Raw genomic sequence first — 18,556 nt, 5'->3', positions numbered from 1 at the left:
GTATTTTGGAGGATTTTGTAATGAAAGAATTGGAATTAAAGTATGGTTGTAACCCTAATCAGAAGCCTTCACGTATTTATATGGAAGATGGGGATCTTCCAATTGAGGTCCTTTCTGGTAAGCCAGGTTATATTAATTTTTTAGATGCTTTTAATGGTTGGCAGTTAGTTTCTGAGCTTAAGAAGGCTACTGGTCTTGCAGCTGCTACATCATTTAAGCATGTTTCACCAGCAGGCGCTGCTGTGGGTCTTCCTCTTTCAGACGTAGAGCGCAAGATTTACTGGTGTGATGATTTAGATATGGAATTTACTCCACTTGCAAATGCATATGCTAGAGCAAGAGGTGCAGACAGAATGTCTTCATTTGGTGATTTCATTTCACTTTCTGATGTTTGTGATGTTGCTACAGCAAAGCTTATTAAGCGAGAGGTTTCTGATGGTGTTATTGCACCTGGTTTCGAGCCAGAAGCACTTGAAATTCTTAAAGCTAAGAAAAACGGCAACTATGCAGTAATCAAAATTGATCCAAACTACGTTCCAAAACAGCTTGAGCGTAAGGAAGTATTTGGTATTACATTTGAACAGGGAAGAAATGAGCTTGTCATTGATGACAACTTCTTTTCAAATATTGTTACAGACAATAAAGAGCTTACAGAGCAGGCTAAGATTGATCTTGCCATTGCAATGATTACTCTTAAGTATACACAGTCTAATTCTGTTTGCTACGTAAAGGATGGTCAGGCAATCGGTATTGGTGCTGGTCAGCAGTCACGTATTCACTGTACTCGTCTTGCTGGACAGAAGGCAGATAATTGGTGGCTTCGTCAGTCTCCAAAGGTTCTTAACCTTGATTTCGTTGATGGAATCAAGAGAGCTGATAGAGATAATGCAATCGACCTTTACATTGGAGATGAATTCGAGGATGTAATCGGAGATGATGTATGGCAGAAGACATTTAAAACAAGACCAAGCGAGTTTACAAGAGCAGAAAAGCGCGCATGGCTTGATAAGATGTCTGATGTAGCACTTGGAAGTGATGCTTTCTTTCCATTTGGTGATAATATTGAGCGTGCCCATAAGTCTGGTGTTAAGTATGTAGCTCAGCCAGGCGGCTCTGTTCGTGATGACAATGTTATTGAGACATGTAACAAGTACGGAATGGTTATGTCATTTACTGGACTTCGTTTATTCCATCATTAATATGGGTTTTTCCTAAAAAGCTTGAAAAATCAAATAATTCTGATATAATGATTATTGTTATTGAAGAGAGCGACCGAAAGAGAGAGCGTTTTAGCTCTCTCTTTTACTATGTTTGTTCACTTTTAACATGCACAACTGAATAAGGAGGACATTTATGTCAAAACACACCGATTACGAAAAACGTACGGAAGAATTGATAACTCCTATTCTTGATGAGATGGGCTTTGAGCTCTATGACGTTGAATACGTTAAAGAGGGCACAGATTATTATCTTAGAGCCTACATCGACAAGGAAGGTGGTATCACAATTGATGATTGCGTAGATGTAAGCCGTCGCATGAACGATTTACTTGACGCAGAGCCACAGATTGGTGGAGACGAAGGTTATATCTTCGAAGTTAGTTCACCAGGTCTTGGCAGAGTATTAAAGAAAGATAAGCATTTTGAAAAAGCCATTGGACTTGATGTTGATATTAAGACATACAAGCCAGTTAATGGTGCTAAGGAATTTACTGGAACACTTAAGGCCTTCGATAAAGATACTTTTACAATCGAATTCGAAGATGGTACAGAGGTGTTTAATAGATCAGATGTTGCACAAATCAAATTATCAATAGATTTCTAGTAGAAATAGGAGGAAATAATGGCAGCTAATACAAATGATTTTTGGGATGCTCTTACAGATCTCGCAAAAGAGAAAAATATCAGCATGGACGTGTTAATCGAGACAATCGAAAATTCACTTCTTATTGCATGTAAGAACAATTATGGAAAGGCAGATAATGCTACAGTTGAAATCGACAGAGAGACTGGCGCATATCATGTATTTCTTGCAAAGACAGTAGTTGATGAGGTTATGGATCCTGTTGAGGAAATTTCACTTGCTGATGCTCAGAACATCAATGGTAAGCATCAGATTGGTGATGTTCTCAATATCGAAGTAAAGTCAAAGGACTTTGGTCGTATCGCAGCTACAGCAGCTAAGAACACAATCACACAGAAAATCCGTGAGGAAGAACGTAAGGTTCTTTACGAGGAGTACTATGAGCTTCAGCACAAGGTTGTTACGGGCGTTGTTACTCGTTTCTCAGGAAACAATATCCATGTTAACCTTGGAAAGCTCGAGGGATTCCTTGCAGAGTCTGAGCAGGTTAAGGGAGAGTTCTACAAGCCACAGGACCGTATCAAGGTTTATATCGTAGAAGTTAAGACATCTAACAAGGGACCACGTATCCTTGTATCTCGTACACATCCAGAGCTCGTTAAGAAGCTTTTCGAAGAGGAGGTTTCCGAGGTTCGCGATGGTATCGTAGAAATCAAGTCAATCTCTCGTGAGGCTGGTAGCCGTACAAAGATTGCTGTTTGGTCAAACGACGAGGATGTAGATCCAGTTGGCGCATGCGTAGGTCAAAACGGTGCACGTGTAAACGCAATCGTTAATGAGCTTCGTGGCGAGAAAATCGATATCGTAGAGTGGGATGAGAACCCAGCATACCTTATTGAAAATGCACTTTCACCAGCAAAGGTTGTTGCAGTTGTTGCTGACGCTGATGAAAAGAGCGCACGCGTAGTTGTTCCTGATTACCAGCTTTCACTTGCAATTGGTAAGGAAGGACAGAATGCTCGTCTTGCTGCTCGTCTTACAGGCTTCAAAATCGATATCAAGAGCGAAACACAGGCTAAGGAAGCTGGTGATTTCCTTGATTACGAAGAAGATTACGATGATGACGAGTACTATGATGAGGATGAGTACTACGACGAGGACGAGTATGCTGAGGACGCTGATGTAGAGTCTGATGCTGCAGAGTCTGAGGAAGAGTAATGGAAGTCAAAGAACTACCTCTTAGAAAATGTGTTGCTTGCGGGCAAATGCTTCCAAAGAACCAATTATTTCGATTGGTTAAAACGTCTCAGGGTGTTCAGCTTGATAAAAGCTATAAGGCGCAGGGACGTGGAGCATACATCTGCAGAAGCAAATCTTGTCTGGATTCTGCGTTAAAGAAAAAATCTTTAAACAGATCCCTTAGACAGGCAGTTAATGAAGAGGTATTTAATATTTTATATACGGAGTTAGAAAATGACAGATAAAGCACTTAATATGATTAGCATAGCAATGAAAGCTGGAGCTCTTGTTAGTGGTGAATTTGCATGTGAGCAAGCCATTAAAGAAGGCAGTGGTTTTCTTTGTATTGTTGCTGGCGATGCTTCAGATAACACTAAGAAATCATTTTCAAATTCGTGTGAGTTCTATGATGTTAAATACATAGAATACGGAACTAAAGAATCTTTAGGTCATGCAATTGGAAAAGAATATCGGGCATCAATCGTAGTGTGCGATGAAAATCTATCCTTAAGCATCCTTGATAAGATAGATAAAGCTTGATGAGGAGGATATTAGATGGCAAAAATTAAAGTACATGAATTAGCCAAAGAGCTTGGAAAAGAAAGTAAAGATATTATTGCTTTCCTTGGCTCTAATGGAATAGAAGCAAAAGCAATGAGTGGTGTGGAGGACGATATGGCAGAGAAAATTCGCAAGAACTTCTCCAAGTCTGAAGCTCCAAAGGCTAAAAAGCCACGTCCTGTAGATAAAGACGGAAACCCAGTAAAGAAGAAAAAGAACGTTTTCGTTGTTACTCGTGGAAGTGATGACAGAAGACGTCGTAGCTCTGATAATTCTTCTAGAGGCGAGAGAAATGATAATCGTGATAACAATCGCGAGAAGCAGCCTCAGCAGCCTAGAGGACCAATCAGACCACGTTCATTTGCTGATGGTGTTCGTCCATCTCAGCGTGCATCTGCACAGTCTACTGATACTGAGTTTGTATCAAAGAAGAAGCCAGCTGAGGGACAGGAAAACACACGTCCAGCAAAGAAGCAGGATAGAAACGAGCGCCCAGAGCGTTCAGAGCGTTCAGAGCGTCCAGAGCGTAACGATAGAAGAGACAGAAACGATAATCGCAACGAAAATCGCAACGACAGACGCGATAACAACAGACCTGGAAACAGAAACGATAGAAACAACGACAGACCATCAGCAGGAAGAAACAATCGTCCATCACAGCAGGCAACTGCTCCTGATATGGCACCTTCTTCAAACTCAAAGGGCGGTCGTCGCGATGACAAGAAAAAGAAGAACAACGATAGAGAAAACAACTTAGGCGGCAAGAAGCAGGAGCGTTACATCAATCTTGAAAAGAATGGTGGAAAGAAGAAAAAGAACAATGCTCCAAAGGCTCCAGAGCGTAACATGGACGAAGTTCTTACAATCACAATTCCTGAGAGAATCACTATCAAGGATCTTGCTGACAAGATGAAGGTTCAGGCATCTGCAGTTGTTAAGACTCTTTTCATGAAGGGTACAATGGTTACAGTTAACCAGGAAGTTGATTTTGAAAAGGCTGAAGAAATCGCTCTCGAATTCAACTGTATCTGTGAAGAAGAGGAAAAGGTAGATGTTATCGCAGAGCTTCTTAAGGAAGAGGAAGAAGATACATCAAACTTCCCAACACGTCCACCTGTTGTTTGTGTAATGGGTCATGTAGATCACGGTAAAACATCACTTCTTGATGCTATTCGTGATACTAAGGTTACAGACCGTGAGGCTGGTGGTATCACACAGCACATCGGTGCTTATACAGTATCTATTAATGGACAGGATATCACATTCCTTGATACACCAGGACACGAAGCATTTACTGCTATGCGTATGCGTGGTGCTAACTCAACAGATATCGCTATCCTTGTAGTTGCTGCTGATGATGGTGTTATGCCACAGACAGTAGAGGCTATTAACCATGCAAAGGCTGCTGGTATCGAAATCATTGTTGCAATCAACAAGATTGATAAGCCTAATGCAAATATTGATAGAGTTAAGCAGGAACTTTCAGAGTATCAGCTTATCCCAGAGGATTGGGGTGGAAGCACAGTATTCTGTCCAGTTTCAGCTCACACAAAGGAAGGTATCGACAACCTTCTTGAAATGATTCTTCTTACAGCAGAAGTACTTGAACTTAAGGCAAACCCAAATCGTAAGGCTCGTGGTCTTGTTATCGAGGCTCAGCTTGATAAGGGACGTGGTGCAGTTGCAACTGTACTTGTTCAGAAGGGTACACTTCACGTTGGTGATCCTGTTGCCTGCGGTAGCTGTCATGGTAAGGTTCGTGCAATGCTTGATGACACTGGTGCTCGTGTAAAGAGCGCAGGTCCATCTGTTCCTGTAGAGATTCTTGGTCTTTCTGAGGTTCCAAATGCAGGTGAGGTATTAATGGCATTTGATTCTGAAAAGGAAGCACATGCATTTGCAGATACATTCGTTGCAGAGCACAAGAACAAGCTTGTTGAGCAGACTAAGTCTAAGATGTCTCTTGACGCACTCTTTAGCGAGATTGAGTCAGGAAATCTTAAGGAACTTGATATCATTGTTAAGGCTGACGTTCAGGGTTCTGTTGAGGCTGTTAAGCAGTCACTTGAGAAGCTTTCAAACGATGAGGTTGTTGTTAAGACAATCCACGGTGGTGTTGGTACAATCAACGAGTCCGATGTAGTTCTTGCATCTGCTTCAAATGCAATCATCATTGGATTTAACGTACGTATCGATCCACAGGCAAAGGCTACAGCTGATAGAGAAGGTGTAGATCTTCGTCTTTACAAGGTTATTTACGATGCTATCAACGATGTAGAGTCTGCTATGAAGGGTATGCTTGATCCTATTTACGAGGAGAAAGTTATCGGTCATGCTGAAGTTCGTCAGATCTTTAAGGCTTCTGGTGTTGGTAACATTGCTGGTTCATATGTTACAGATGGTTACTTCCAGAGAGACTGTATGGTCCGTGTAACTCGCGAGGGTGAGCTTATTCACGAAGGCAAGCTTGGTTCTCTTAAGAGATTTAAGGATGACGTCAAGGAAGTTAAGGCAAACTTTGAGTGTGGTCTCGTAATTGAAGACTTCAACGATGTTCAGGAGATGGATATTATCGAGGCTTACATCATGGTAGAGGTACCTAGATAATGAGAAAAAATTCAGTTAAAAATACACGTATAAACGAAGAAGTTATGCGTGAGCTTAGCAATATTATTCGTCTTGAGGTAAAGGATCCTCGCATTTCACCAGTTACATCCGTTGTATCTGTTGAGGTCGCTCCTGACCTTAAGACTTGCAAGGCTTATATTTCAGTTCTTGGGGATGATGAGGCTGCCAGAAAGACTCTCGAGGGTCTTAAAAGCTCTGCTGGATTCATCCGCAGAGAGCTTGCTCACAGAGTAAATCTTAGAAACACTCCAGAGATTACTTTTGTTAGTGATCAGTCTATTGCATATGCTGCAAAGATGAGCAAGCTTATTGATGAAGTCAATGCTCCTCTTCATGAAAGAGAGCAGAACGGCGAAGAAAACTAAAATATATTAAATTGGAGACGGGAATATGATAGATAATTTACATGAGCTTTTGGCAAATGCAAAGACAGTAGGTATAAGCGGGCACATCAGACCTGACGGAGATTGCGTAGGTTCTTGCCTTGCTATGTACAATTATATAGTTACTTACTATCCTAATGTGGAAGCTCATGTTTATCTTGATCCCATTCCAAACATTTTCAAATTTTTAAAGAATGCTGATAAGATTCAGGATATACATACTGTTTCAGATGACACTGTTTTCGATTTATATATAGCTCTTGATTGTTCAGAGGGCTCAAGACTTGGAGATGCTTTTAATTTCTTTGAGAAAGCAAAGCATACAGTGTGTATCGATCATCATTTCAGCAATAATGGATTTTCGGAATTTAGCTACATTATTCCAGATGACAGTTCTACATGCGAATTAGTCTATAATCAAATTGGTAAGGAGAAAATCACTAAGGATATTGCAGAATGCCTATATTTAGGAATCATCCACGATACAGGTGTTTTCCAATATTCATGTACTACAGAAGCTACTATGGCGGCTGCAGGCTTCCTTATGACTAAGGGCATCGATTATCCAAAAATTTGCACTGACACATATTTTGCTAAGACAATGATTCAAAATCGTATGCTTGGTAAGGCTTTATTGGGGTGCAAAACATACCTTGATGGCAAGGTAATTGCAGCTGTTATTACAGCTGAGGATATGGCAGAATTTGGTGCTGAAAGCAAGCATTTGGAAGGCATTGTTCAACAGCTTCGTGATACAACAGGTGTTGAGGTTGCTGTATTTTTATATGAGCTTGCTGATGGAGATTTCAAGGGAAGCACTAGAGCAACTGGAGATGTAGATTTAACAGTTATAACAGGTGTTTACGGAGGCGGCGGCCACAAAAAAGCAGCTGGCTTTTCAGTAGATACCGATAGACCATGGGACGTTATCGATAATATCGTTTCTATGGTTGAAAAACAGCTTAAAGAGTTAGGATTATATTAAATGAATAGTGGCATAATCAATGTCTATAAAGAAGCCGGGTATACTTCATTTGATGTGGTTGCCAGGCTTCGTGGTATATTAAAAATAAAAAAAATCGGACATACTGGCACTCTTGATCCAGACGCCACAGGTGTGCTTCCGGTTTGTGTTGGCAAAGCTACTAAGCTTTGCGATATGCTTACAGATAAAGATAAGGTTTACGAGTGTGTCATGCAGCTTGGTATTGAGACTGATACCTACGATATGAGTGGTCGTATTCTAAATCGCAAATCTGTAGATGTGACAGAGGAACAGGTTAAAAACACCTTGGATTCCTTTGTTGGTGATATCATGCAGGTTCCACCTATGTATTCTGCATTAAAGGTTAATGGCAAAAAGCTTTATGAGCTTGCCAGAGCCGGTAAGGAGGTTGAAAGAAAGCCTCGTCCTGTTCAGGTTTTTAGCATAGATATTATTTCTATGGAATTGCCATTAGTTACAATAAGAGTTCATTGCGGCAAAGGCACCTATATTAGGTCTATCTGTCATGATGTAGGAGAGGCATTAGGCTGTGGTTGCGCCATGAAGTCTCTTGTTCGTACAAAAGTGAGCATGTTTGATATTAGTGATGCTCACACCTTAGATGAAATAGAGCGAATAGTTAAAGCAGGCAATATCGATGGCATTATGATGCCTATAGATCATGCCTTTGAGGGAATGGGGACTGTATTTGTTGTTCCTACTGAGGACGCTATTAAGCATGCTATAAACGGTGCTCCAATTCCTGATACTCACGTTTTTGCAGAAGCTGTAAGCTCATTTGAAGAGGAAAATAAATATAGAATTTACTTACCTGATAATAGATTTTTGGGAGTATATACTTACAGGGATTCTATCTTTACATTGGAGAAGTTCTTTCTCGAAGGAACGGAATAAACTATGGAATATTTACATTCATTATTTGACGCTAAAATTTCTACTCCTACAGCAATCACTGTAGGCAAGTTTGATGGTATTCATAAGGGACATCATCTTTTAACTTCTGATATTATCAGCAAATCAAAGGATGGACTTAGTTCATGTCTTGTGACATTTACAAATACTCCAAGAGCCATTGTTTCAAATGATAAAACACCTTCTCTTATTACAAATAAAGAGAGAGTGTTTATGCTTGAAAATAACGGCTTAGATTATTTGGTTGAATGTCCGTTTGATGCAAAGCTTATGGAAACTGCCCCAGAATGCTTTATAAAGCTTCTAGTCGACAATCTAAATATGAAATATATGGTTGTTGGCGCTGATTTTACTTTTGGTTACAAGGGTGCAGGTAATGTTGAACTTCTTAAAAAGCTTTCTAAGGAGTTTGATTTTGAATTAAAGGTTTATGACAAGATTCAAAAGAACAACCGTGATATAAGCAGTACTTATATTCGCGAAGAGCTTAAGGAAGGTCATATCGATATAGTTAATGATATGTTAGGATATGACTATTTCGTATGGGGCGAAGTGGTACACGGTGCTCATTTAGGTACTAAAATTGGTATTCCAACAATCAATATTATGCCTGAAAAGACAAAGCTGGTGCCTAAATTCGGTGTTTATGCAACCTCCATTGATTTTGATGGAAGAATATATCATGGTGTTACCAATGTTGGCACAAAACCATCTGTTCAAGATGAAAAAATAGTTGGAATTGAAACCCATATCCTTGATTATAACGGAGACTTATATGGAAAATACGTAAGGGTAGCTTTCCATACATTCATCAGACCAGAGCAGAAATTTGGTTCAGTAGAAGAGCTTAAAAATCAAATGAATAAGGATAAAGCAACTGCAAAAGCATATTTCAATAGATAATTATTGCAAAAATGTTACGAAATATTGACATTTATCTCAATGGTTGCTATAATTTGCATGTTGCGTTAAAAGTTTTTTACTTTGGAGGTACTATGAAAAAGCGCATTATTTCGGCTTTCTCATTAGTTTGTGCTACGGCACTTATTTTTGATTATTGTATCGATACAAAAAATAATATAGATGTTGCTTCTGATACTGATGCTTCTAGCACAGCTATTGCTGGCGTTATGACAGCCGGTGCGGTAGATTTGGCTTCACTAGAGTCGGTTTCTGTTACAGATTCAGATGCTGTTGCTACAGCAAAATCACTCGGTGATATTTATGGCTACACAAATATTGGTATTTGTAATGTATCTGAAGGAAACTTAAACATTCGCGAGTCAGCAGATACAGAAGGTAAGCTTGTTGGTAAGTTTCCAGCAAATGCTGCCTGCGAAATTGTTAGCACTGAGGGCGATTGGAGCTATATCAAGTCAGGCGAGGTAGAAGGATATGTTTTATCTGAGTATCTATTGACTGGCGATGAGGCCTGGGAAAAGGCTGCAGAGCTTGCAGAATACGTTGCTACATCAAATACTGGTGGTCTTCGTGTTCGTGTAGAGCCTAACACTGATTGTGAGATTATTTATCAGCTTGCTGACGGTGAGGAAGTAGCTATTCTTGACAATACTCAGGACGATGATTGGATTAAGGTAGACGTAGACGGAGATGAGGGTTATGTATCAGCAGAATATGTTGATGTAGATCTTTCTCTTAAGACTGCTATGACACTTACAGAAGCTAGATATGGCGCGGGTGTTTCTGATGTTCGTACAGCTATTTGTGACTATGCGCTTCAGTTTGTAGGTAATAGATATGTTTGGGGTGGTACATCCCTTACTAATGGTTGCGACTGTTCTGGATTTACAATGCAGATCATGGCTCAGTATGGTGTTTATCTATCACACTCATCTAGGGCTCAGGCCAATGAAGGTACAACCGTTTCTACATCTGAGTTAAAGCCAGGAGATTTAATTTTCTATGGAAAGGGAAGCTACATTAACCACGTAGCAATTTACATTGGTGGTGGTCAGATTGTACATGCTTCAAACAAGCGTGATGGAATAAAGATTTCCAACTATACATACAGAACACCTATCAAGTGTGTCAGAGTTATTTATGATTAGTATAAAGGCTAGATACCGCATAGTATCTAGCCTTTTAATTTTCTGTATGGTATAATTTTATGCGTGGCTTAGCCACGGATTAGATTACAAATTGGAGAGGAATATAATATGAGTTTACTAGAAAATTGGCAGAAGGTTGCCTACAATCAGAATCAGTCACAGGCTGATTTACAGAGATTTTGGCAGAATTATTTTCTTTTAGAGAAAGGCATTTACGAGCAGTTACTTGACGATCCTGATACAGAGGTAAAGGGTACTGTTAAGGAGCTCGCCGAGAAATATAAAATCGATGTTATGCCTATGGTTGGTTTCTTAGATGGCATCAATGAATCACTTGTTACACCAAACCCTATCGAGACAATGGAAGAGGATACAGTTGTTTCTCTTAAGTTCGATAAGGAAAAGCTTTTCAAGAACATGATTGATGCAAAGGCTGATTGGCTTTATGGTCTTCCACAGTGGGAGCAGATTTTTGATGAGGACAAGAGAAAGGCTCTTACAAAGGAAGCTAAGAATATGCACACAATCATTCGTTCAGAGAAAAAGGTTGGACGTAATGATCCATGTCCATGTGGCTCTGGAAAGAAGTATAAGCACTGCTGCATGAACAAAAAATAATTAAAGTTATTTTGGCACATCCTTTAGAGGATGTGCTTTTTAATTCCAAAAATATCGCATATTTGTCAGAATTAACAGAATATACACAAAATATACTCACATTTTAGATATAATCCATTTAGTCGGTTTACTCGCTAAGGAAAGTAATACTGTTCAATCGACCAGAAGGGAGAAAACACGGAGGTCGAATATGGATAAAAAAAGCAAAAGTGCGTCGTTGAGAATCATGCTTATTGGCTTGGTTGTAGTATCACTTGCTTGTGTTGGTACAGCAGCTACTATTGTAGGATGTGCTAACCTAAGACGTGGTATGGAATACGAGGTCGAGACTGGCGTAATGGCTACTTGTACTTCATATGCTCAGGTTCTTGACTACACCTATGATGGTGTTGAAGTTGATGAATCTTCTACATTGGAAGAAGAAATGTCTGCTGAAACAGGGTATGATTATACTTTCTTCCTTGGAGACACTCGAGTACGTTCAAGTATTCCTGGCGTTGTAGGAACAAAAGCTGGAGACGCTGTTATTGCTACAGTATTAAACGGAAATCAGAGCTATCAGGCTCAGAATGTAATGATAGATAATGAACCATATTATGTTGCATATCAACCATTAGTTGATGATTCAGGTAATGTATATGGTATGGCTTTTGTTGGTTTAAAGAAAATAGAAATTACTCATTATATTAGTAAGAGAGTAGCGTGGACTGTTACCTTAGCACTTGCAATTGTTATTTTATTTACTGTAATTGCTATTTTATACACTGTTAAAATCATAGAAGCTATTGATGAAAATGTTAAGGCTGTTCGTAAGATGGCAACTGGTGATTTGGAGATTGTTCTTAGCGATAAGGTTAAAAATAGAAATGATGAATTAGGTGAAATGTCATCGGCATTGTTTGATATGGCGGCAAGAATCAGATCTGTTATCGGAAACGCAAGAATATCTTCTGATGAAGTGGATGAATCTGCTAGCTATTTATCTGATACAGTAAAGACAATTACAGATACTACAGAAAGCGTTAGTATTGCAGTTGGTCAGGTCGCCACAGGTGCCGAAAATCAGGCCCAATCTTTGCAGGATGCAGTAGAATCAGTAAATAGCATTAATGATGCTGTTGAGACGATAACTGCCAATGCAATGGAAATGCAAAGCCTGGCAGATTCAATGCAGGAAAATTCAAAGGCCAGCCAGGACAAGCTTACAGAGCTTAGAATGACTACTAGAGAAAGTATAACTGCTATTGATGGCATTGTTGAATTGATTGGTAACACTAATACTGCAGTTACGACTATTAGCGAAGCTGTTTCTATTATCGATGCAATTGCAGCTCAGACTAATTTGTTGTCTTTGAACGCAAGTATTGAGGCTGCTCGTGCTGGCGAAGCAGGAAAAGGCTTTGCAGTTGTTGCAGATGAAATTAGACAATTGGCTGATCAGTCAGCAGAAGCTGCACAGAATATCCAGGAGGCTATGAAGGGACTTTCTTCTGATTCCAATAAGACAATGGAAGAGGCTGGACAGGTTCAGGAGACTATGACTACACAACGTCATACTATTCATAGAACAATCGAACAAGTTGATAGCTTAATTGAAGATATTAATAAATCTATCACCTTGACGAAAGACATTGTATCTAATGTACATAAGACTGAGGAAGCAAGTAATTTGATTTCAGATACTATTTCTTCACTTTCTTCGATTTCCGAAGAGAATGCAGCAAGTTCAGAAGAAACAAAAGCTTCTATGACGGAATTAGCAGATACAATGGAGGCTCTCACCACTAAAGCCGCTAGCCTAAATAAGGTTGCACATACTCTTGAGGAAGAAATGGCATTCTTCCAATAAAATTTCTCAACAACATTATTTTTTGATAAGATTCCCCTCCCTTATGTTATTCTATTTATAGTTTGAATAGGGAGGGGTTTTTGGTGCTAATATGAATATAAATGTAATACTTGGAATTTTAATACCATTTGTTGGAACAAGCCTTGGTGCTGGAATGGTATTTATATTAAAAGATGAGATTTCTGATAGATTACAAAAGATTCTTACAGGCTTTGCAGCTGGAGTAATGGTTGCGGCTTCATTTTGGAGTTTACTTTCCCCAGCACTTGAGAGTAGTGAGTATCTAGGTAAGCTGTCTTTTTTGCCAGCCGCTATAGGTTTTCTTATTGGTACAGGGTTTTTGCTTTTCCTGGATTGCGTTACACCTCATATGCATATGGATAAGCAGGACGAAGGTCCTCATAGCAGACTGCAAAGAACCACAAAATTAATATTGGCTGTGACTCTTCATAATATTCCAGAAGGCATGGCTGTTGGTGTTGTTTTTGCAGGAGTTAAATCAGGCCAAGTAGGAATTACAGCAACTGGAGCTTTGGCACTTTCTATAGGTATAGCGATACAGAACTTTCCTGAAGGAGCAATTGTATCGATGCCTCTTTTATCTGAAGGTATGCCTAAGCACAAAACATTTTTATGGGGTGTTTTGTCAGGTATAGTGGAACCTATTGCTGCATTTATTACAATTGTAGCGGCAGGATTAGTTGTTCCGTTAATGCCATATTTTCTTTCATTTGCTGCTGGTGCGATGATGTATGTGGTTGTAGAAGAGTTGATTCCTGAAATGTCTGAAGGAAAACATTCGAACCTTGGAACGATTGCTTTTTCTATCGGTTTTGTTCTGATGATGGTTCTTGATGTTGCTCTAGGATGATGATTTGTAATTTTAAAACGGTATTGACTATGAATTTAATAAATAGTAATATACTACTATAAAGAATAAAGCTGACAATAATTGTCAGCTTTATTTATGGGTAGAATAGTATATGAAGGATGTTATGAAAGTTATGGACAAAATTAAATTCTCTAGAATAAGTATTGGGTTATATGTTTTTGCGGGTTTTAGTCTTATCAATCTTTTAATTCATTTAATAGGTTTTTATTCATTTCCACTATTTTCGCAATTTGATTATTTGCTGTATATTGCAAAAATATTGATAGATATTGCTTTGTACAACACATTCAAAGAATCTAAAGCTTTTTTGAAGGAGACAAAGTGGCTTAGTATTATTCTTTATCTTGATATAATTGAACTATTTATTAGTTTCTTTTCACCTGGAATGAACAACATTGGTGTACTTTACATAGGTATTCTTATAATTTTAAAATTCGCTTTAGAATATCGTATATTCGGATTGTTAATTAAGGAAGCTACAGGTTATGCATATGATAGGATCGACACAAGATTATCCGATAAGATTCAGAAATATAATAGAAAATGGATTGTTATAAATGGGCTTATAGTTGTAGCTTTTATTTCAGAATTTCTAATAAAGAAAACACTATTAGTGGCTGTTATATGCATTCTTTTTACTGCTAAAATTGTATTTGAAATATATATTTCGATTTATTTGTTTAACAAATGCTTTAATTATCAAGGCCCTGTATTTGACAGAAATAATATACCAACTATAGAGCTTCTTCATTTTGACGAACTGGACAAAAATGATTTTGAAATACATGAAGAATCTAAAACTAAGCCTAAAAAGTATATTAAGTTTCCAAATCCTCATATTCATATAGATAAGAGAATAACCTACTGTGTATGCCTTTTGGTAGCACTGTTGTTTGTATTTATGAGATTCACTTATATTGAAGGGGATATGGATATTTTAGATGATAATGAAAATGTGGTCTCAGAAAGAAAGACTGTAAGTGAGGTTTGGTTCAGAAATTATTATGACGATCCTTTTGACGATGTTGATGAAGAGATTGTTCAATACAATGTTCGTAATAGAATGCCAAGCTGGTCTTGCTTTTATAAAGAAAAATATGGTCTTATTAATCTTAAAACAGGAGTAGATACAGGGGCAATATATGATGAGCCTTTAGCCTTTGATTCTGAGGGGATAGCATACGATTATAATGGTCATTTCGTAAATACTTCTGGAGAAAAGATAAAAAAGGTTCCATATATCGTTAATGCTAAGACTTCAGAGCGACAGTATCTGTTATATTTATTATTGGACAAATCTAACAGTAATGATAAGAATAGACATCATTTTATATTTATGCCATTCACAAACGAGATGGGTGGATTTCTTCTATCAGGTGATTATACATATTTCGCTAATGGTGTAGCTTGTTATCATTCTGATTTAAATGATAAGTATGGCTTTATATCTGATGATGACGATGTTCTCACTTTGCCAGTTTTTAGTTTTGTATCAGGTGAACAAAACTTTAAAATATCGTTGGTTATTAATTATAACAATACTGAGCTTGATTTAATTGATAGTAAGGGTCAATCTTTAGCTGGTGGCAATATCACTGAAGTTCTTTTTTGTGATGACGAAGAGCTTGTAAGTTTCAGTTATAGAAATACTTTTGATAGTGATTCTTTAATGACATATGATGGAAAGTTCTTTGATGATTCATATTTCTATAGAAAGGTAAAAGGCACTGGAGATTTAAAGGTATTTTATAAAAAAAATAAAGAGGATTATTCTGATAGTAGTTTAATTTGCTTCTATAGGGATAGCACGCCTATACTTACCTTAGATTCTCACTATGATTGTTATGCATGTGCCGATGAAAATAATATAATTGAATTTGTCGTATTGGAAAAAGATGATAAATATAGCATTATTGATTTGGATGGTAATGTAGTTACGGATTATGATTACGAAGATATTATAAGAACTGCAGATCCTTATACTTTTATTGGAATAAGGAATGAGAATCAATTCGATTTAATTCATTTAAAAGGCAGTACTGAAACATATGATTATAGTTATGTTGGCATAAATAATGATAAAACAGAAGTGATTATTAAAAAATCGGATGGAAGTGAACTGACAAATTACATGGACTTAGATGGCAATATTCTAAAATTATGGATGAAAAGATATGATGATTAAAAATAAGCACTATCGCATTTACGATAGTGCTTTTAATGTTTCAAAGAAATCTGGATATGAGATTACACAGCATCCTTCATCATCAAATGAGGTCTCACCATCGGCAACAAGGCCTGCAATAGCGAAAGACATTGCAATACGATGATCTTTGTATGTGCTAATCAATGCTCCTTGTAAAGGATTCCCTCCAACAATTATCATTCCATCTTCGGTTGGTGTGATGTCACAACCCATTTTTTTAAGATTTTCGGTGACTGTAGCAATACGGTCACTTTCTTTTACTTTAAGCTCTGCTGCATCCTTTATAACAGTGGTGCCGTTAGCACATGCTGCCATAACAGCAATAACAGGAAGTTCATCAATAAGAGTAGGTATGATTTCACCGGATACTTCGCAACCATGTAAATCGCTTGAACTTACATGAATATCAGCAACTGGTTCTCCTGAAACTATGCGCTCATTTAATAATTCAATGTTTCCGCCCATATTCTTTGCAACCTGAATAATGCCTGCTCGGGTTGGATTCGTATTTACGTTTTTGATAAGTAAATCTGCGTTAGGACAAATTAAACCTGCAACAATGAAATAAGCAGCAGAGGAGATGTCTCCAGGTACTGTAATTTTTTGACCAATTAGTCTTGGACCGCCAGCTATTGATGCTGTTAATCCTTCTGATTTGATATCGGCACCGAATCCCTTTAGCATCAATTCTGTGTGATTTCGAGAGATAACTGGCTCAGTTACTGAAGTAACACCGTCTGCATACAATCCAGCCAAAAGTACGCAGGATTTAACCTGGGCGCTGGCAACAGGTGAGTCATAGTGAATTGCATGTAGTGGAGCGCCTCCTATTTCTAGAGGAGCACAACCATTATCTTTAATTGATTTGATATGAGCGCCCATACTTGTAAGCGGGGTTATGATACGTCCCATAGGTCTCTTTTGTATAGATTCATCACCATTTAAAGAACTAATAAATTTTTGTCCTGCAAGAATTCCTGAAATCAATCTGGTGGTAGTTCCGCTGTTTCCTACATCAAGCATTTTTGAAGGTGCGGATAGTCCTTTTAGACCCTTTCCATGAATAACTACATGATCATGTTCTTGAGTGATATCAATGCCCATAGCCTTAAAGCAACTGATTGTGCTACGGCAGTCAGCGCCATCCAAGAATCCTGTAAGCTCAGTAATTCCTTCGGAAATAGCTCCAAACATTACACCGCGGTGGCTAATAGACTTGTCACCTGGAACTGTTATTTCGCCCTTTAAGCTTTTTACTTTTGTAATAGTCATTAATTTGTCCTTTGTCTTGTATAGTAATTGTTGTGAGTAAGAACTGTGCGGGCCTTATCTAAAGCATCCTGGGTGTAGAATTCGATTCGAAGAACACCAGGCTCAAACTCACGGTTATGAATGATATCTATATTTTTAACACTAATTTCTGCATTGGCAAGCAATTGAAGTACTCCTACAAGTGTACCAGGTTTATCGTCAATATCACAGTACAGTTCGAAGAATCGTGAGTGGGCACTGTCTGGAATTGTAATAGAATCACGATAGTCCTTCGCTTTTGTCCAAAGATTAATTATCTCATCAGGATCAGATGAAGATATCGCATTTTCGAATTGGCTCAATTCATCCTTGAAATCGCCTATCAGTTTAAGCACTGCATCCTTATTACTTAGGAAAATATGCTGCCACATTGTAGGTGAACCTGATGCGATTCTTGTAATATCTTTAAATCCGCCTGCTGCAATGGTTTTGCATATTTTGCGGTCGTCGTCAGTGTCATTAACAAGGTTTACCAGAGCTGCTGCAACTACATGAGGAAGATGTGAAACTGTGGCGGTAGCTTCATCGTGTTCCTCTGGAGTAAGCTGAATTGGAATGGCTCCAAGGCTTTTTATATAATCTGCGAACTGAGAGTAAGTTTCCTTATTCATTTCTGAATCAGCTGTAAGGATATAATAAGCGTTTTCTAAAAGTGAAGCAGAAGAGTGCTCAAGACCTGTTAATTCAGAACCTGTCATTGGATGTCCCCCAATAAATTGATTGGTCATTTCAAGCTCTCTGGCAACTGCAGTAATATCCCCTTTTACTGAGCCTACATCTGTGATGATACAATCTGGCTTAACTACGTCTTTAAGTTTTCTTAAATAGTCACAATTGACTTTAACAGGAGAGCAAAGAAAAATAATATCACACTGACCAAACTGGTGAATCTTAAGCAATCCGTTATTATCTATAAGTCGTTCTTCAAATGCTGTTTCAATAGTTGATTCTCTTGAAGCTGTTGCAAGAATTCTAGTGTTTGGATATGTTTTCAATATCGCTTTTGCGATACTGCCTCCAATTAAACCTAGCCCAACAAATCCTATTGTTTTACTTTTCATAATTACCCTCACCTCTAA

Annotated in this window: 17 protein-coding genes; 15 read left to right on the top strand and 2 right to left on the bottom strand. The window is 38.2% G+C overall.

Annotation, left to right across the window (positions count from 1 at the left end):
- Nucleotides 1–20 precede the first annotated feature (20 nt).
- From BO15_RS0110020 to BO15_RS0109950, 15 genes are all read left to right on the top strand, one after another.
- A complete protein-coding gene (locus BO15_RS0110020; RefSeq protein WP_033154193.1) occupies nucleotides 21–1,199 on the top strand; it encodes a phosphoribosylaminoimidazolecarboxamide formyltransferase in 1,179 nt (392 codons plus the stop codon).
- A gap of 154 nt (nucleotides 1,200–1,353) precedes the next feature.
- On the top strand, nucleotides 1,354–1,824 hold the full coding sequence (rimP, locus tag BO15_RS0110015; protein WP_033154192.1) for a ribosome maturation factor RimP: 471 nt from the start codon (nucleotides 1,354–1,356) through the stop codon (nucleotides 1,822–1,824).
- Between the two features lie 18 nt (nucleotides 1,825–1,842).
- On the top strand, nucleotides 1,843–3,021 hold the full coding sequence (gene nusA, locus BO15_RS0110010) for a transcription termination factor NusA (protein ID WP_033154191.1): 1,179 nt from the start codon (nucleotides 1,843–1,845) through the stop codon (nucleotides 3,019–3,021).
- Nucleotides 3,021–3,287 (top strand): RNase P modulator RnpM, encoded by a 267-nt coding sequence (gene rnpM / locus BO15_RS0110005; protein ID WP_033154190.1) that lies wholly within the window; start codon nucleotides 3,021–3,023, stop codon nucleotides 3,285–3,287. The genes nusA and rnpM overlap by 1 nt, the downstream gene beginning before the upstream one ends.
- Nucleotides 3,277–3,582: a L7Ae/L30e/S12e/Gadd45 family ribosomal protein gene (locus BO15_RS0110000; protein WP_102048062.1), complete on the top strand. Its 306-nt coding sequence runs from the start codon at nucleotides 3,277–3,279 to the stop codon at nucleotides 3,580–3,582. Before rnpM ends, BO15_RS0110000 begins: the two co-directional genes overlap by 11 nt.
- 15 nt (nucleotides 3,583–3,597) lie before the next feature.
- The gene (gene infB / locus BO15_RS0109995) at nucleotides 3,598–6,210 is read left to right on the top strand and encodes a translation initiation factor IF-2 (RefSeq protein WP_081828630.1); all 2,613 of its coding nucleotides are present in this window, start codon (nucleotides 3,598–3,600) and stop codon (nucleotides 6,208–6,210) included.
- Nucleotides 6,210–6,596 (top strand): 30S ribosome-binding factor RbfA, encoded by a 387-nt coding sequence (gene rbfA / locus BO15_RS0109990; RefSeq protein ID WP_033154189.1) that lies wholly within the window; start codon nucleotides 6,210–6,212, stop codon nucleotides 6,594–6,596. The genes infB and rbfA overlap by 1 nt, the downstream gene beginning before the upstream one ends.
- Nucleotides 6,597–6,621: 25 nt before the next feature.
- Complete coding sequence (locus BO15_RS0109985) at nucleotides 6,622–7,599, top strand: DHH family phosphoesterase (RefSeq protein WP_033154188.1); 978 nt, start codon at nucleotides 6,622–6,624, stop codon at nucleotides 7,597–7,599.
- The gene (gene truB, locus BO15_RS0109980; RefSeq protein ID WP_033154187.1) at nucleotides 7,600–8,514 is read left to right on the top strand and encodes a tRNA pseudouridine(55) synthase TruB; all 915 of its coding nucleotides are present in this window, start codon (nucleotides 7,600–7,602) and stop codon (nucleotides 8,512–8,514) included. It begins immediately after the preceding gene.
- Between the two features lie 3 nt (nucleotides 8,515–8,517).
- Nucleotides 8,518–9,435 (top strand): bifunctional riboflavin kinase/FAD synthetase, encoded by a 918-nt coding sequence (locus BO15_RS0109975; protein ID WP_033154186.1) that lies wholly within the window; start codon nucleotides 8,518–8,520, stop codon nucleotides 9,433–9,435.
- A gap of 92 nt (nucleotides 9,436–9,527) precedes the next feature.
- Complete coding sequence (locus tag BO15_RS0109970) at nucleotides 9,528–10,601, top strand: C40 family peptidase (protein ID WP_033154185.1); 1,074 nt, start codon at nucleotides 9,528–9,530, stop codon at nucleotides 10,599–10,601.
- Nucleotides 10,602–10,709: 108 nt separating this feature from the next.
- On the top strand, nucleotides 10,710–11,219 hold the full coding sequence (locus BO15_RS0109965) for an SEC-C metal-binding domain-containing protein (protein ID WP_033154184.1): 510 nt from the start codon (nucleotides 10,710–10,712) through the stop codon (nucleotides 11,217–11,219).
- Nucleotides 11,220–11,409: 190 nt separating this feature from the next.
- Complete coding sequence (locus tag BO15_RS0109960; RefSeq protein WP_033154183.1) at nucleotides 11,410–13,068, top strand: methyl-accepting chemotaxis protein; 1,659 nt, start codon at nucleotides 11,410–11,412, stop codon at nucleotides 13,066–13,068.
- A gap of 91 nt (nucleotides 13,069–13,159) precedes the next feature.
- Complete coding sequence (locus BO15_RS0109955) at nucleotides 13,160–13,939, top strand: ZIP family metal transporter (RefSeq protein ID WP_033154182.1); 780 nt, start codon at nucleotides 13,160–13,162, stop codon at nucleotides 13,937–13,939.
- Nucleotides 13,940–14,051: 112 nt separating this feature from the next.
- Nucleotides 14,052–16,145, top strand: a complete 2,094-nt coding sequence (locus BO15_RS0109950) for a hypothetical protein (protein ID WP_033154181.1) — start codon at nucleotides 14,052–14,054, stop codon at nucleotides 16,143–16,145.
- 18 nt (nucleotides 16,146–16,163) lie between these two features.
- Here the strand turns inward: BO15_RS0109950 and aroA are convergent, their stop codons facing one another.
- Nucleotides 16,164–17,438, bottom strand: a complete 1,275-nt coding sequence (gene aroA, locus BO15_RS0109945) for a 3-phosphoshikimate 1-carboxyvinyltransferase (protein WP_033154180.1) — start codon at nucleotides 17,436–17,438, stop codon at nucleotides 16,164–16,166.
- A complete protein-coding gene (locus tag BO15_RS0109940) occupies nucleotides 17,438–18,538 on the bottom strand; it encodes a prephenate dehydrogenase (protein WP_033154179.1) in 1,101 nt (366 codons plus the stop codon). The genes aroA and BO15_RS0109940 overlap by 1 nt, the downstream gene beginning before the upstream one ends.
- Nucleotides 18,539–18,556 lie beyond the last annotated feature (18 nt).

This window comes from Pseudobutyrivibrio ruminis HUN009 (genome assembly GCF_000703005.1).
Taxonomy (GTDB): Bacteria; Bacillota; Clostridia; order Lachnospirales; family Lachnospiraceae; genus Pseudobutyrivibrio; species Pseudobutyrivibrio ruminis_A.
The sequence above is the reverse complement of the archived record's forward strand: the minus strand, read 5'-3'. Positions and strand labels throughout refer to the sequence as shown.